The organism is Burkholderia sp. LS-044, from assembly GCF_004803625.1.
Lineage (GTDB): Bacteria > Pseudomonadota > Gammaproteobacteria > Burkholderiales > Burkholderiaceae > Burkholderia > Burkholderia cepacia.
In genome coordinates, this window is the sequence record NZ_SSWO01000019.1 from 1 (window position 1) to 16,552 (window position 16,552).

At 63.5% G+C, this 16,552-nt stretch carries 12 protein-coding genes and 2 pseudogenes; 9 read left to right on the forward strand and 5 right to left on the reverse strand.

Annotated elements, in window-relative coordinates; all coding sequences use genetic code 11:
* From E9536_RS33925 to E9536_RS33970, 9 genes and pseudogenes are all read left to right on the forward strand, one after another.
* Positions 1-242 (forward strand): citrate/2-methylcitrate synthase (locus E9536_RS33925; RefSeq protein ID WP_282186958.1); only part of this gene is annotated, 242 nt, incomplete at its 5' end.
* Positions 243-1,116: 874 nt separating this feature from the next.
* The gene (locus E9536_RS33930) at positions 1,117-3,174 is read left to right on the forward strand and encodes an AAA family ATPase (protein ID WP_051363320.1); all 2,058 of its coding nucleotides are present in this window, start codon (positions 1,117-1,119) and stop codon (positions 3,172-3,174) included.
* Between the two features lie 3 nt (positions 3,175-3,177).
* Positions 3,178-5,181 carry a UvrD-helicase domain-containing protein gene (locus E9536_RS33935; protein WP_027791961.1) on the forward strand — a complete coding sequence of 668 codons (2,004 nt, stop codon included), beginning with the start codon at positions 3,178-3,180 and terminating at the stop codon, positions 5,179-5,181.
* Between the two features lie 169 nt (positions 5,182-5,350).
* A pseudogene (locus E9536_RS33940) lies at positions 5,351-6,054 on the forward strand (transposase); the annotation flags it as partial.
* 602 nt (positions 6,055-6,656) lie between these two features.
* Positions 6,657-7,100 (forward strand): alpha/beta hydrolase, encoded by a 444-nt coding sequence (locus E9536_RS33950; protein ID WP_011548494.1) that lies wholly within the window; start codon positions 6,657-6,659, stop codon positions 7,098-7,100.
* Between the two features lie 51 nt (positions 7,101-7,151).
* Positions 7,152-7,796: an FMN-dependent NADH-azoreductase gene (locus E9536_RS33955; RefSeq protein ID WP_011548495.1), complete on the forward strand. Its 645-nt coding sequence runs from the start codon at positions 7,152-7,154 to the stop codon at positions 7,794-7,796.
* Between the two features lie 12 nt (positions 7,797-7,808).
* Positions 7,809-8,117, forward strand: coding sequence for a YciI family protein (locus E9536_RS33960; protein WP_011548496.1), 309 nt, complete (start codon positions 7,809-7,811; stop codon positions 8,115-8,117).
* A gap of 93 nt (positions 8,118-8,210) precedes the next feature.
* Positions 8,211-8,569 (forward strand): annotated as a pseudogene (locus E9536_RS42265) (PDDEXK nuclease domain-containing protein); the annotation flags it as partial.
* A gap of 316 nt (positions 8,570-8,885) precedes the next feature.
* A complete protein-coding gene (locus E9536_RS33970) occupies positions 8,886-10,049 on the forward strand; it encodes an arabinogalactan endo-1,4-beta-galactosidase (RefSeq protein ID WP_011548497.1) in 1,164 nt (387 codons plus the stop codon).
* Positions 10,050-10,092: 43 nt separating this feature from the next.
* Here the strand turns inward: E9536_RS33970 and E9536_RS33975 are convergent, their stop codons facing one another.
* From E9536_RS33975 to E9536_RS33995, 5 genes are all read right to left on the reverse strand, one after another.
* Entirely contained in the window at positions 10,093-11,388 is a 1,296-nt protein-coding gene (locus E9536_RS33975) for a sugar efflux transporter (RefSeq protein WP_011548498.1), read from the reverse strand.
* A gap of 4 nt (positions 11,389-11,392) precedes the next feature.
* Entirely contained in the window at positions 11,393-13,363 is a 1,971-nt protein-coding gene (locus E9536_RS33980) for a beta-galactosidase (protein ID WP_011548499.1), read from the reverse strand.
* 36 nt (positions 13,364-13,399) lie between these two features.
* Entirely contained in the window at positions 13,400-14,251 is an 852-nt protein-coding gene (locus E9536_RS33985) for a carbohydrate ABC transporter permease (protein ID WP_011548500.1), read from the reverse strand.
* An 11-nt stretch (positions 14,252-14,262) separates the two neighbouring features.
* Positions 14,263-15,180, reverse strand: a complete 918-nt coding sequence (locus E9536_RS33990; RefSeq protein ID WP_011548501.1) for a sugar ABC transporter permease — start codon at positions 15,178-15,180, stop codon at positions 14,263-14,265.
* A 90-nt stretch (positions 15,181-15,270) separates the two neighbouring features.
* Entirely contained in the window at positions 15,271-16,509 is a 1,239-nt protein-coding gene (locus E9536_RS33995; RefSeq protein WP_011548502.1) for an ABC transporter substrate-binding protein, read from the reverse strand.
* Positions 16,510-16,552 lie beyond the last annotated feature (43 nt).

The following is a 16,552-nucleotide window of genomic DNA, read 5'->3' on the forward strand; positions in this document are numbered from 1 at the left end:
TGTCGGTGCAGCTTCAGTTGCCGCGCGATGCGGCGTTCGGGCTGTTCTCGATCGCGCGCAGTGCCGGGCTGCTCGCCCACTGCATCGAGCAGTTGCGCGTCGGCAAGGTGATCCGGCCGCGCAGCCGCTATACGGGGCCGACGCTCGACGATCGGCATCTGCGGCCCGCTGCTGACGACGACGGCAAACAGACGAAAGTCGGCATGATCAACAAGAACCGCCTTTTCAAGGTGGTGGAGTAACTCGCGTGACAATCGTAGACCGAATTGAACGCGCCACCGTTTGCAATGAAAAGTTTTCATCGGCCGCGACTCACGAAGACCGGCGTCAACTCCCCTGCGACGCCGGCAGTGGCAGTCATGCGTTGTGCGAAATCTGAGTTTTGAGCAGGCAATCGCAGCATAGTGATAATGGTTCCGTATCTTGCTGTCGCGTCGATCCCGACGCCGCGAACTGCACGCGACAGTGAATGGCGGTTCTGCAACGATGCGATCGACTCTGAACGACGGCGGATTCAACCGGTCGGCACTCATACAAAGCAGGCATTCGGACGCGGGTTTGGTGACCGCCTCGCGGGCAATGCCATCCGGCTTGACGACGATGCCCAAGCGCCTGGACAACGTAACCAACACACCGCCAGACGCATTCGCCTGCACATCGTCCGCGGTTGCGGGACCAGACACGACCAGCAGCGCGCTGATCTCTTCAGTCGCATGGCCTCTCTGGTCATCTGAGTCGATGAAATCAGCTTGTGTGGCGAAAACGTCGTCCCCGCGCTCTACTCTCCAACCATGTTGGATTTGTGTCGCAATCGAATCGGACGACCGTGCATGTTGAACACGTCGCAACCGAATGGATATGGCAATACAATCACGAGCGCCCTAACATGGGCCTGGCCGCCATGGCGCCGAAACAGGGGCTCGTGGCCACAACAGAAACGCGACCTTCGACTCGCGTCAAAAGCGAAGGATTACCGTTTACTAGACGCACCTGAAATTCTATTTCCGGCCTATTGCAGCCCCAATGATCGGTTAGAATTTCCGAGCAATTTTCAGTCTCTCGGATGTGTCATTGGATTAGCCTATCGGTAGGACTCTACGCAGCAGGGGCGTCACTGTGTATATCGCAGAAATTCGAATCGAGAACTTCCGGCTGTTTGGTGCCGGTAACAAAGCGCCCGTGCTAGCACTGTCCCCGGGACTTACCGCATTGGTCGGCGAGAATGATGCCGGCAAGACAGCGGTCATCGACGCGCTACGTTTGGTGGTCGGCACGCGTGACCAGGACCTGCTGCGGGTGGATCCACTTGATTTTCATCAGCCCACCGCCGGTGGTCCAAGTGCCGACGAAATTATCATCCGTCTGACTTTTAGAGGACTCACCACGGCGGATCGAGGTGCGTTTGCCGAGTTCCTCACGTATGAGACGGTAGCCGGGGCGATCAATACCGCGCTGATCGTGACCTGGGTTGCGAAACGCAACACCAAGGAAGGCAGCTCGCGCCGCGTTCTTCCGCCTGAGTGGCGCACGGGTGCCAAGGGAGACGGCCCATTGCTCGATCTGGGGGCACGATCGCTGCTGACGGCGACGTATCTGCGGCCGTTGCGCGACGCCGAGCGGGCCATGAGCTCTGGGCGAGGATCGCGACTATCGCAGATTCTCCAGCACACCACTGAAATCCGCGACACAGGAAACCCTTTCGACAAACTTGCCGATCCGCCACCCGACCCGACGACGTTGAGTGTGTTGGGCCTCGGCGACTATGCTACACATCTGCTTGGGGAGAGCGAAGGCATTACGCAGGCTCGAAAGCGACTCAATGACGAGTACTTGAAGCCCCTCTCGTTCGCTAACGATATGCTGAATGCGCGGATCGGCGTAGCAGGAGCGCAGGAGGACAGCCTCAGATTGCGGCAGCTACTTGAGAAGCTTGAGCTCGTACTGACCGCGTCGTCTGACGCCGAAAGTGCGCACAGTCGTGGACTCGGCTCAAACAACCTGCTGTTCATGGCGTGCGAGCTCCTGCTTCTCGCCACTGAAAGCGACGGGTTCCCGTTGCTGCTGATCGAAGAGCCCGAGGCGCATCTCCATCCGCAGCGGCAGTTGCAACTTATGTCGTTCCTGCAGGCACAGGCAAAGAAGTCGCGTGCCGATGGACAGCGCATCCAGATCATCGTTACAACGCACAGTGCCAATCTCGCTTCGGACCTACAACTCGACAAGCTCGTATTGATTGAAGGCGGACGGGCTTTCCCTCTGTGTGAGGGTAAGACCAAGCTCAGCGCATCAGACTATCGATTTCTCGAGCGCTTCCTCGACGTCACCAAGGCAAACTTGTTCTTCGCGCGCGCAGTGATGATCGTCGAGGGGGATGCCGAGAACATCCTCCTGCCCGTCATAGCGAGGTTACTTGACCGCGATTTCCACCATCACGGTGTCTCCGTGGTTAATGTCGGCGGTGTTGGGCTCGGCCGATACGCACGCATTTTCATGCGCGAAGACGTCGAGAAGGATGGGGTCATTAACATTCCCGTCGCCTGCATCACCGACATGGACGTGATGCCCAACAATGCGCCTTGGATCGTCGGCAAGCTGGAGGACGGGCAACCGATCCCTCCAAGACCTCCCTCAAAGCGGCAATGGCGGATTAAGGACGATTTTCCGGGCGAACACCTTGAACAGCGGCGAGCCGACCGCAGGGAGAAGGCCTCAGGCCAAAAGGTCGAGACGTTCGTCGCTAACGAATGGACGCTTGAATTTGACCTCGCATTCCACGGTCTCGGCAAGCACGTCTACCGCGCTGGGACACTGGCGTTAGCCAATGACCGCCTCTCTGCCGGCACTGCCGAGCAGGCCGTCATCCTCGCCGCCGCCGATGCAGCCTATCAAGCGCTGATCGATGCGGGTCATGACCCATCGACGCTCGCCTCACATGTCTATGCGCTGTTTGAGGCTGATGGGGCCTCAAAGGCGATCGGCGCGCAATATCTTGCCGAACTGCTGGAAAAGGAGGCCGCCTACAATAACCTAGATGCCCATAGCTTGCGCGCATTGCTGCCGCCCTACATCGTTGCTGCTATCGAGCATGTCACCGGGCCGTTCGCACCGCCGCTCGCAGGTGGCGCAGCCGGAGAGCCCGGCGCGGTAGTGATGGCGCGGGCACCGGGGGCCTGAGTGATGTACGACGATCTAGTCCGCGAGGAAGACGTTACCTGGGCAGCGGTATTGATGGGGCTTGGCCCCGCCGGATTTGCGGCTGTCGAGGGTGATGACAGCCGACTCCGAGCAATGCTGCGACTCGACACAATCGACTTCGAGGCATGCCCGGGAAGTGGCAAGACGACTTTGTTGGTCGCAAAACTCGCAGTTCTAGCGATGCGCTGGCCAAGCCGTCAGCAGGGCATCTGCGTGCTGTCACATACCAATGCCGCGCGCAACGAAATCAGCGCGAAGCTCAGCAGCTCGGCGTTGGGTGTCTCCTTGACACGCTACCCGCACTTCGTCGGCACGATCCACGCGTTTGTGAATGAGTATCTCGCGCTGCCTTGGCTTCGGTCGAAAGGAGTCGAAGTGCGCTGCATCGATACCAGGATTGCACTTGCGAAGCGGTGGAACCTGTTACCCGCGAATCGGCGCTGGGCTTTGCAGCAGGCAAATCTGAGCGAGACCTGCCTGATTTACGACCAGACTGACTATGGCGGGGGCAAGACAGGCCGTTTCGGACCGCAGACGCCGACATATCAAGCGATGATCGATGCGCGTCGCCAGTCGAGCGAACAGGGATATTTTTGCTTCGACGAAATGTTCGTATGGGCCTGCGAATTGCTTGATCGGCATCCTGAGACGATTCCAATGCTACGTCGGCGCTTTCCGCTGGTATTCATCGACGAGGCGCAGGACAACAGTGAGGCACAATCGGCGCTGCTGCACCGCATCTTTTGCAGCGGCGACGCGCCGTCGCGCCGTCAGCGTTTCGGCGACTCCAACCAAGCCATCTACGAAAGCGCCAGCCAGAGCGGCGCCACGACGGATCAGTTTCCAGGCGCTGTTGTACATCCAATGCCACGCAGCTACCGTTTTGGTCAGAATCTTGCGGACCAAGTAAAGGGATTGGGGGTTACGCCGCATGCGCTAATCGGCGCCGGTCCACCGGATCACCTCAGCGCCGATCCTAAGGCGTCGGCAATCTTCCTTTTCGATGACGGGTCGGTCCAGAGAGTGCTGGAGCGCTATGGCCAGCATCTGCTGGATAGCTTCGATGCGGCTGTACTGGAAAACGGAGTGTTCACTGCAGTGGCTGGGGTTCACGAACCCGGAGACGACGATCGCATCCCGCGAGCGATGGGACACTATGTGCCCAGTTACGACCCGGCATGCGTTCGGAAGGAGTCTACGCCGAGCAGCTTCGCCCAATACCTTGCGCGGGCTCGTTTTGAGATGGCTGGCAGCAGAAACACGGGCAAACTTATCAACGCCGTGGCGGCGGCGCTCCTCGCCGCAAGCGAGCTTGCCGGCGTCCCGTATGGGGCGAGCGCACGAAAATCGCCTCATCGCCGGGTGGTCGAGATTCTTGGCGACAGCGACGCGAGATGCGAATATCTCGCATTGCAAGAAATCATCTTGACACACCAAGGGGATATCACCCCTGCGCTCTGCGCCGCGGCAGCACAAGCCCATATTGAGGCGGTGATCCGGCAACTGAGCGGTGCAGAGGTGCTCGGCGAGGATGTTGCCACCTTCTTAGCGCTGCCGCAGGCTCAGCCCGTAGCTGAGGGCGAAGCCGCAATTGCCGCGTGCGCAGACAATTTGTTTGCTTATCCGCCCGACGCCCCGCAGGTACACATTCGGCTGAGCTCGATCCATGCGGTGAAGGGCGAAACGCACACGGCGACGCTCGTCCTCGACAGTTTCTACCACGCGCATCATCTAAGCGAACTGAAGCCATGGTTGCTGGGCACGAAGTCAGGCGGCTTTTCGACAAACGCCAGGGGCCGGCAAGTCCCTGAAGGCCCGAGAACGCTCGGGCGGCTCAAGTTACATTACGTCGCGATGACTCGCCCGACCCATCTGCTGTGCTTGGCGATGCGAAAGGATGCGTTTGGGCCTGGGGAACTCGACACGCTGATGGGTCGAGGTTGGACTGTCATTGATTGCTGCTCAGATGCGCACGTACAAGTCTAGGCGTACAGCGATGGATTTTTTGCGGACTTGAGACATTCTCGTCGTGACGTGCAAGCCGAATGGCATCGAGCCCAATGGAGCGGCCCCACGTATCTGAGGACACGAGGACTCTCTTAAAATAACGGATAGTCTTGCGCCTATCGGTAAGCTTAGTCGTTACGTGGAAAGCATCGAAATTCTGACCGAGCCGGAGCGCCGTCGTCGGCGCACGGCGCAAGAAAAAATCGCCATCGTTCAGGAAACATTGGAGCCGGGAGCGTCGGTGTCGGCCGTTGCACGTCGGCACGGCGTCAACGCCAACCAAGTGTTCGGCTGGCGCAAGCAATCCCAGGAAGGCAGTCTGGTAGCGGTGAAGGCAGGCGAAACCGTTGTGCCGGCATCTGAGCTGGCCGCCGCCATCAAGGAAATCAAGGAACTGCAACGGCTACTAGGGAAGAAGACACTCGAGGTCGAAATCCTGAAAGAAGCCGTGGAATGGGGCCGTTCAAAAAACCTGATTGCGTGCTCGCCCTTGCTGCCGGGGGACGACCGATGAAGACGGTCTGCGAAGTTCTCGGCGTGGCGCGCTCTGCCGTGGCGGTGAAGCGAGCTCGCTCGTCTGACTGGCGCGATGGTCGCCGTGCCCGCATGACCAATGATGCCGGGCTGGTCGAGGAAATTCAGGCCCATGTGGCGCATCTGCCGACCTACGGCTACCGGCGTGTCTGGGCGCTGCTGCGCCGCAGTCGGGAGCAGACCGGTGCGCCGTGCATCAACGCCAAGCGCGTGTATCGGGTCATGCGGGAGCAACAGTTGCTGCTGCGCCGCCCTGGCGTGCGGCGAGATAAGCGGCGACATGACGGTCGCGTTGCGGTGGACCGCAGCAACACCCGCTTGGAGGCGATAGACCTGCAACGCTGCAGCGACGTTTCACCTCAAGTACAAGATCAGTTGCAGGATGCGCAAGGTGTCGCTGATCAGGGAGCCATTCGTGCACGGCCTCGTCGATGACGCATTCGACGGCGGCGTCCAGTCTGCCCCCGGTCGCCCTACCCGGCTGCCTTGGCTCTAATGTGCTGGCGACCGGATCTGCGAGGAAACGTCGACGCAGGCGATATACGGTGGTGCAGTGAACGCCTAATAGCTGTGCTGCTCGTTCAGCCTGCTGTCGGGAAAGCACGCCGTTGCCAAGCGGTCGAAGCACGGACGCAATCTTCGCTGCTCGAGCGGCCCGCTCTTCGATCGAAGCCATATGGATCCCTATCAATCCACGCGACACGTGCGCTAGCAGTATTAAAGAACACGTGCAACGTGCTAGCAACGTTAGTGAACATAGGCCAAGTTTCTGTTGCAGAAACGCAACGGCCAAGCAGCCGCCAGAAAACTTCAAAAAGCCCCTGTTCGCCAAGGCTTCTTTGAGAATTTCCGCTAGCAACGTTTCTGAACACGGCTAGCGCTAATAACGAACGCCTACACAGGCCGGCAACGCTGCCAGTGTGAAAGGCCTGGTCTATCTGTCCGCGCTGGTACCGGACGACGGCGAGTCCGTCGCCGACCTGCTGCAACGCCTCCACGCGCCGATGACCGGCCTCGCATCTGACGCCCATGGGCTAATCTGGCTCGACGATGCGCGAGCGTTTCAGCACGTCATGGCAGCGGACATTCCGCTCGAACAGGCTCGCGTCCTGGCATCGGTTCAACAGCCTGTCGCAGCGGCCTGCTTCACTGGGAAAATCCAGCACGCGGCCTGGCACGACAAGCCTGTCTGGTATCTGCGAACCACCAACGACAATGCGCTGAAGCCCGCCGTGCAGCAAGCCATTGCGCAGCACATCGGGGCAACGGTCACGTCGATTCGCTCCAGCCACATGTCGATGCTATCTCACCCGGACGAGGTCGCGAGGCTGATCGATCTGGCCGCCCGGAAGGCATCGCAATGAATTCCAGCGCGTTTCGACGCGCTTCACTCCTCCCCTGTCAGCGAGGCTTCAATGAATATCCTTCATCTCGATTCGAGCATGCTCGGCAACAGTTCCATCACGCGAGAGCTGTCCGCAGCCGTGGTAGCTGGTCTGCGGGCGCAGCATCCGTCGGCGCATGTGACGTACCGCGATCTCGTCCACGACGAAATCCGGCATCTCACCGGCCCGATCGCAGCAGGATTTCGGCAGATCGGCGTCGGTGCTCTCGACGACGCCACCGCGCGCGAACATGAGCTCTCCGAAGCACTCGTCAAGGAGTTTCTAGCGAGCGACGTCATTGTCATCGGTGCGCCGATGTACAACTTTTCGGTGCCGAGTCAGTTGAAAGCATGGCTCGATCGTGTAGCCCAGGCCGGGCGCACGTTCCGGTATACCGAAAACGGCCCGGTCGGCCTGGCAGGCGGCAAGCAGGTGATCGTAGCCTCTGCGCGCGGCGGATTTTACGCGGACGCACCGCTCTCACACATGGACTTCCAGGAAAGCTACCTGAAGGCGTTCTTCGGTTTCCTGGGCATCACCGACGTCCGCTTCGTGCGGGCCGAAGGAGCGTCGAAGGGTCAAGCCGTCCGGGACGAGAGCATCGCGCTTGCCAGGGCGACCCTGACCGACGTACTCGTCGACATACGCACGTCCGGTGCGCAAACCATCCAGTAACAGGAGTCGCTTATGCTGTTCGCCATCAAGCTCGACTACGTCCGTCCCTTCGAAGAAATCCAGGCGCATCTCGATGCTCACAAGGCGTGGCTCATCAAATACGCGCAAGCGGGAAATATCCTTGCCGCGGGCCCGCTGCATGGAGAAAGCGGCGGTTTCGTGCTCGCGTATGCGGGCCAACCACGGGATATAGAGACAATGATTGCCGAAGACCCGTTCCATATCCACGGATTGGCAAAGTTCGATGTTGTCTGCTGCGAACCTGCGATATGTGTGGCGGGTTTTCCTACGCACTGGGCAGCAGGTGCCAGGACGATCTGAACAGTTTCATTGACGACGCGTGCTGACGCTGCATCCCGATCAGCGCTCTAGGATATTATCCCAACGCTCATCAACACATCGCCACAGCGCCACGATAACCGCCAGGAGCGCGACATCGACCGTGCGCTCGCGGCACATTTTGCGTTTCCTTGTGGAGTTGGGTGCCCGGTTCGCGTTCGTCGGGCGTCAGTATTGGCTAGAGGGACGCGGCGACGAGTTTTTCATCGATCTGCTCTTCTGCTATCTCAGGCTTCGGTGCCATGTCGTCGTCGAACTTAAATCGATGCTGTTCAAGCCCGAATACGGGGCAACTGCACTTCTACCTTTCCGCGCCCGACGCGCAAGTCAAGGCACCGGAAGGCCAGCCAACTATCGGCCTGCTTCAGTGCAAGCAGAAAACTCGGCTGGCGGCGGACTATGCGCTGCGCGGCCCGACGAAACCGATCCGAGTTACGCCCCGATCTTGTGTCCGGGACTACAGGGGTCAACTCCAATTACCGCGCAATCATCGAGATCGTGTGCCGTCATCCTGTTCGGCATCGCGGTCATCACGGGTGCGACGCGCGCCCGAAATCGCGACCGGTCGTAGCGCGACGCGGCGCGCGTGCCGGCGCTCGCCAGATAGTAGGCAACGCGCGCGTTCTTTGCATGGGCGGCGACAGGTGCGCTACGCTCAACTCGGCCCTGTCTCGCGGGTCGAAATTTAAGCGCTTAAACACACTGGAACCGACCCCGCGTCCGACGGGGTCCATGACATGGAGGATGACGATGAACAGACGATCGATGCTGCGCTGGAGCATGTCGAGCGCGGCGCTTGCCTGCCTCGACCTGGCCGGTCCGCTGGCCGCCTTCGCACGACCCGCGCCGCACAGTGCGGCGGCGGCCGAGTTCGCGATGGGCGCCGACATCTCGACGTTGCCGGAACTCGAAGCGCATGGCGCCGCCTTCTTCGACCGCGGCGGCGCGCCACGCGACTGCCTGAAGATTCTCCGCGCGCACGGCGTCGATTCGATCCGGATCAAGGTCTGGAACGATCCCGGCAACCCGGATTTCTTCCCAGCGAACCAGAGCGATGCGGCGGGCTACAACAATGCCGCGCACGTCGTCGTGCTCGCGCAGCGCGCGGCCGCGCTCGGGATGCGCATCCTGATCGACTTCCACTACAGCGACTGGTGGGCCGACCCCGGCAAGCAATATCCTCCGCATGCATGGGCCGGCAAGAGCCTGGCCGAAACCTGCGCGCTGCTGTCGGCGTACACGACCGACGTGCTGCGCCGGCTGCAGCGCGCCGGCGTGAGCCCCGAGTGGGTGCAGATCGGCAACGAGATCACGGGCGGCATGCTGTGGCCGCTCGGCCGCTACGACCAGTGGGACAATCTCGCGCAGTTGCTGAAAACCGGCCACGACGCGGTGAAGGCCGTCGATCCGCGCATCAAGGTGATGCTGCACGTCGACAGCGGTGGCGACAACGGCAAGAGCCGCTGGTGGTTCGACAGCGCGACGCAGCGCGGCGTCGCATTCGATGTGATCGGCCTGTCGTATTACCCGCAATGGCAAGGCTCGCTCGACGATCTGCGCAACAACGCGAACGACCTAGCGGTGCGCTACGACAAGGAGCTGATCGTCGTCGAAACCGCGTATCCGTGGACCACCAGCGATGGCGATTCCGAGCCGAACGCGATGACCAACACCGGATCGACGACCTTTCCGCCGTCGCCGGCCGGCCAGGCCCAATTCCTCGCAGCGGTCGTCGATATCGTGAAGGGCGTGCCGGGCAATCGCGGCAAGGGCGTGTTCTGGTGGGAACCGGAATGGATCCCGACGCGCGGTGTCGGCTGGAAGCTCGGCGCGGGCGACCAGTGGGACAACAACACGCTGTTCGATTTCCACGGTCACGCGTTGCCGTCGCTCGACGCGTTCCGGCAGCGCTGACGCGTCGCGGCGTCGCGACTTCACCGCACCGGCGCATGCCGCGTCAGTGCGGTGAACCGAAGCCGCGGCGCGCACCGCGCGTGCCGTTCCCGCCGCCTGCGTCGCCCCGCCCGCCGTACGCATCCACGGCGAGCAGCACGCACGCCAGGAGCGCGAGCCCGCAGCATCCGGCGAACGTCGCGCGATAGCCGAACAGGTCGACGCACGCGCCCGACAACACACCCGATGCGATCGAACCGACCCGCGCGGTACTGAAGAACATCGCGGTCGCGGTGCCCGGGCGCGTCGGCATCAGGTCGCATACGTGCGTCATTCCGAGGCACGACGTGATCGCGACCACGCATGCGCTCAGCAGTTGCAGCGGCAGGATCAGGTTCACGCGCGTCACCGCCGCAAGGCCGATGAAATACGCCGCATGCACGAGCGCGCATGCGGTCAGCCAGCGCGCCTTGTCGAGGTGTGTCGAGCGGATGCCGAGCCACAGCATCATCGGAATCTCGAGCAGCGCGGCCAGCCCGAGCGCGGCCGATACGTTCGCCGGCGTGCCGCCGAGCGCACGCACGATAAAGAGCGGCAGCACGATCATCGTCGCGTTCGCCACGAGGCCGATCAGCGTCAGCGCGACGAGGGTGCGCAACACGCTGGCGCGCGACGCGACGACGATCGCCGCACGCGCATCGTCAAGCGGCGGCGCAACGCGGGTCACGGCCGGCAGGTGAACGGTCGCGGGCCGGCGCGCCGGCTCCGGGATCCGCGCGACGATCGCCGCGCATGCGACGAAGCCCGCGGAAGCCGAAAGAAAGAGCCCGGTAAAGCCGGTCTGCGCGAGAATCAGCGCACCGAGCGCGGGACCGAACACCCATGCGATCGACAGCATCGTGCGTAGCGCGGCCGACGCGAGTTCGCGCTGCGCATCGTCGGCGACGGGCAGCACCGCGCGCGCGAACGAGAAGATCTGCGACAGCGACACGGCGCCCGCGCCGAGCAGGATCGTGCCGGCGGCGATCACCGGCCCATGCGCGCGCAGCACGCACAGGAGCGCGAAGCCGAGCGCGGCAGCCGCGAGCGACAACACGAGCAGCGGCCGGTGCCGCTCGCGTCGATCCGACCAGCGCCCGGCCCACGTGCTCGCGACGACGCCGCTCGCCGCGATCGACGTCATGAAGACGCCGGCGAGAAACGGCGACATCCCCGCCGCTTCCACACCGAACAGCGACAGGTACGGCGCGGTAAACGACATCGCGATGCCGAGCATCAGTGCCGCCGCTGACAGCGGCACGAAGTACGCGATCCCGGCCAGGCGCGCGAAATGCAGCCGCAGCGGCCGCAACGATTGCACCGCGTCAGTCCGGCTCGACCCAGGCGGCAACGTCCACCGCGCCGAGTTCCCGGCCGCCGAGCACAAAGCGCGCACCGTCCGGCGCGGGCAGCAGGCAGGGTGCGTCGCCGTAGTTGAACGCGAACGTGACGCGCCCGCGTCGACGCAACCGCACACCGTCCGGGAGCGCCCGTACCTGCAACCCGGCATCTCGCGCGCAGCGGGAGACGATCGCGCGCAACAGCGCGCGGTCGAAACAGGCGGTCGCCATCGTCACGTGAGCGCGCCGCACGAGTGCCGGCACGCCGTCGTCGCACGCGGCGAGCACGTCGACGCCCGGTGCCGCTTCCCTGTCGATGTGATCGCGCCATTTCAGCGCATGGCCGTCGACGCCATCGAACGAGACACGCGGCGCGAGCGATGGCCGCAGCGACTCGACCTGGCCGATCCTCACCGGCAGCACGTCGCGCAGCTTGCCCGGTGCGAGACCCGGCGCGATCGCGAATGCCGCGGTGCGTGAACCCGTGCGCGGCCCGAACAGCCAGTGGGCGAATCCGCCCGCAACCTGCTCGACGATGCGATCCGTGACGACCGGCAGCGTCGGCGCGACGACGAGCGCATAACGCGACAGGTCGGCGCCGGCCGCGACGATGTCGACGTCGAGGCCCAGCTCGCGCAGCGCGCGATACCAGTCGAACGCGTGCTGCTGATAGTCGAAGTCGGCGCCGTGCGGCTGGATCCGGATCATCCAGTCGGCCTCGTAGTCGAACAGCAGCGCGACGCGGGCCGTCTCACGCGGACCGCCGACGAACGCGGGATCCAGCGCGGCCAGTTCGCACGCCACACGCGCCACTTCACGACCGCCCGGCGACAGCCGGTCGTCCGGTGCGTTGAGCCCCGAATGCAGTTGCTCCTGCGCATGCGGATACTGCCGCCAGCGGAAATACGACACGAGCTCCGCGCCATGCGCGAACGCTTCCCACGTCCACAGCCGCACCGCGCCTGCGTGCGGCACCGGGTTGTACGGCCCCCAGTTCACCGGCCCGGCCTGTTGCTCCATCACCCACATCCGCCCGTTGCCGATGCCGCGATACAGGTCGTGCGAGAACGCCGAAACGTCCGGGTGGCCGGTACGAGCCCAGCGCCGCTTGTCCGCTTCGTCGAGCGGCAGTACTTCGGTACGCGGGACCGGATAGCTGTCCCACGCAGCGACGTCGAGCCCGCCGCGCGCAAACGCATGGTGATCGAACTCGGTAAAAAAGCCCATGAAGTTGTGCAGCACATCGCGGCCCGGCGCGTGCGGACGGATCGCATCGACCTGCACGGCGTGGAACCGCGCGACCTCGTCCGACTGATAGCGGCGGAAGTCGAGCAGATGGGCGGGATTCGCATCGGTCGGCGTATGGCGCGGCAATTCGATCTCGTCGAAACCGCGATACTCCATGCTCCAGAACACGTTGCCCCATGCACGATTCAGCGCATCGATGTCGCCATAGCGCACGGCGAGCCACGCGCGAAACCCTTCGAGCGCCGCACGCGTATAGCTCGGCAGCGTGTTGTGACAGCCGAGCTCGTTGTCGGTCTGCCATGCGATGACTGCCGGATGCGTGCCGTAGCGTCGCGCCATCGCGTCCACGATGCGCACGCAGTGCTCGCGATACACGGGGCTCGCGATGTCGTAATGGCGGCGCGAGCCGAACTGCCACACCGCGCCGTCGGCGGCCACCGGCAGCATCTCCGGATGACGATCGACGAGCCATTTCGGCGGCGCGGCGGTCGGTGTGCCGAGCACGATCTTCAACTGCTGACGCGCGAGCGTGTCGATCGCTTCGTCGAGCCATGCCCAGTCGTAGCGGCCGGGCGCCGGCTCCATCCGGCTCCACGCGAATTCGGCGATCCGCACGCGCGTCAGGCCCAGTTCGGCCATGCGCAGCGCATCGCGCTCCCATTGTTCGCGCGGCCAGTGTTCGGGGTAATAGCAAACGCCGAGGTGCATCGTGGATTCCTTGCTGAAGAAAGAGGACGGGACGGATCAGCCCTTCGTCGCGCCGAAAGTGAGCCCCGCGACGAAATGCTTCTGCATCGCGAAGAACATCGCGACCGACGGCAGCGCGGCGAGTACCGAGCCGGCCGACACGATGTTCCAGGCGGTCGTCCACTGCCCCTTGAGCGCGGCGACGCCGACGGTGATCGGCGCCGCGTCGTCGCCTTGCGTGAGGCACAGTGCCCAGAAGTAGTCGTTCCACACGAACGTGAACACGAGGATCGCGAGCGCGGCGAGCGCCGGCCGCACGAGCGGCAGCACGACGCGCCAGTAGATCGCCCACTCGGACGCGCCTTCGACGCGCGCGGCCTCGATCAGCTCGAACGGCAGCTCGCGGATGAAGTTGCGCAGGAACAGCGTGCAGAAGCCGGTCTGGAACGCGGTATGGAACAGCACGAGCGCCCACACGGTGTTGTAGAGACCGACGCCGAGCATGATCTGCCGCACCGGGATCATCAGAATCTGGATCGGCACGAAGTTGCCGGCGACGAACAGCCCGAGCAGCACGAGGTTGCCGCGGAACCGGAAGTTCGCGAGCGCGTGCCCGGCGAGCGACGCGAGCAGGATCGATGCGGCGACGGACGGCACCGTGATCAGAACGCTGTTCGCGAAGTAATGCAGCATCGGCGTCTGCGCGAGCGCGGCGCCGTAGTTGTCCAGCAGCGCAAACTGTTTCGGCCAGTCCCAGTAATGACCGGCGATGATCTCGTCGGTCGAGCGGATCGACGTGACGAGCACCGCGAGCAGCGGCACGAGCCACAGCGCGAGCGCGCACGGCAGCGACAGCCGGTACAACCAACGGGCGGGACGTCCCCAGCGGGACACGGGCATCGGATACATTTTCGCGATCCTTATGATTCGACGCGCACCAGCTTGCGCAGCTGCCACACGATGTAGACGAGCATGATCGCGAACAGCACGACCGCGATCGCGGCGGAATAGCCTTCGCGGTAGTACTTGATCGACTGGTCGACCATGAAGTAAGCGAGCACGGTCGAGCTGTCGAACGGGCCGCCGCCCGTCATCACGGAGATCAGGTCGAAGCTGCGCAGCGCGCCGATCACGGTCAGCACGACCGCCATGAAGGTCGCGGGCCGCAACTGCGGCAGGATCACGTGCCACAGCAGCGTGAAGCCGCGCGCGCCTTCCATCCGCGCCGCCTCGACGATCTCGCCGTTGATGCCGGTGAGCCCGGTCAGGTAGAGGATCATGCAGAACGGAATCTGCGGCCACAGCGCGGCGGCGATCACGCCGTAGGTCGCATAACGCGGATCGCCGAGCACCGGGATGCCGTGCCCGACAATCAGCTTCAGCAGCCCGAACGTCGGATCGTAGAACCACGAGAACACCAGGCCGACGACGACGCCCGGCAACACGAACGGCGCGAAGAACAGCGACTTCAAGAGCCGGATCCCGAACACGTTCTGGTTCAGGTATAGCGCGAGTGCGAGGCCGAGCGGCGGTGCGGCGAGGAACAGCACGAGCCACAGCACGTTGTTCTTCAGCGCGACGTAGAACGTATCGGACTGCAGCAGCTCGCGATAGTTGTCGAGCCCGGCGAACATCATCGGCGTCATCCCGTCCCAGTGATGGAAGCTCAGCCAGATGCTGCTGACGATCGGGTACAGCACGAACACGGTGAAGAGCGCGAAACCCGGCAGCACGAACCACAGGGCCGCGCGGTTGCGCCGCCGCGCGAGCGACGCGCGCGCAGGCCGCTGAGGGCCGGCATCGCGGCGCGCGGCGCTTTCGGACAGGCTGGTTGACATGAGATGGCCTTCGATGAAACGAACGTGACGGTGACGAGGTGACGATGAAGCACCGGGCCGACATCCTCGCCGGCCCGGCCGCGCGGCGCATTACTTGCGGTAAATGCGCTTGCGGGTCTGCTCGAGGCGCTGCAGGATCGCATCGAGCTGCGCCGGATCGGACAGGAACTGCTGCATCGCCTTCATCCCCTCGTCGGCCATTTCCTTCGTCATGTCGCGGTCGTAGAACTGCGCGATCCCGCCCGGCGTCGTCGCGAGCGTATGGAAGCCGATCTTCGAGATCGGGTCCTGCGGCTCGGGCGCCTTGTTGTTCGACGGCAGTTGCCCCATCCCCTTCGCGAACTCGCCGCTGACCGCCGGCTGCCCCATGAACGCGAGGAAGCGTCGCGCATCGGTCTTGTTGTGCGCCTTCGCGGGGACGATCAGCACGTTGACCGGGCCGTCCTCGGCAAGCGGCACCGACGCGTCGATCACCGGGAACCGGAAGAAGCTGATCGGGTTGCGCGTCGCGCTCAGCAATCCGGCCGAATACCACGTGCCCATCAGCGTCATCGCGGCCTGGCCGTTGACGATCAGCGGGCTCAGCGAATCGACGTCGTAGGACAATGCGTTGTCGATGAAATACTTGTCGTCGATCAGCTTCTTCCATGCTGCGTACACGGCCCGCACGCGCGGATCGGTATAGGCGACGTCGCCGGCCATCAGCTTCTGGTGGAACGCATAGCCGTTGATCCGCAGGTCGAGGTAGTCGAACCACGCGGCGAGCGTCCATGCATCGCGCGCGGCCACCGCGATCGGCGCGATGCCGGCCGCCTTCAGCTTGCGGCACGCGTCGAGAAACTGCGGCCAGTCGGCCGGCTCGCCGTGAATGCCGGCCTTCTCGAACAGGTCCTTGCGATAGAACAGCCCGTACGCGTCATAGCCGAGCGGCAAACTGTAGAGCTTGCCGCCGTAGGTCGACGACTGCTTGACGGACGCATACGTATCGCTCCAGCCGTTCTTCTGCCAGTCCGCGCTCAGGTCCTCGATCAGCCCGCGCTTCGCGAAATACGCGAGCCTTTCGCCGTTGTTCCAGCTCAGCACGTCGGGCGGATCGGTCGCGAGCCAGCCGGACATCTGCACCTTGTATGCCTCCTCGCCGACGTAGCTGACCTTCAGGTCGATGTCCGGATTGGCCTTGTGGAACTGGTCGAACGTCGCCTGCCACGTCGCGCGCTGGTTGCCGCGCGCGGCGACGTTAACTTTCAACGTGCCCGCGTCGGCCGTCCCCGCGGCGCAGACCGCCGCAGTCGTCAGGGCAAGCAGCAGTCGGCTCGCACGAAGTCTCATCGTTGTCTCCTGGTATTGGTGTGTTGAATGCCGCGTCGCGCGC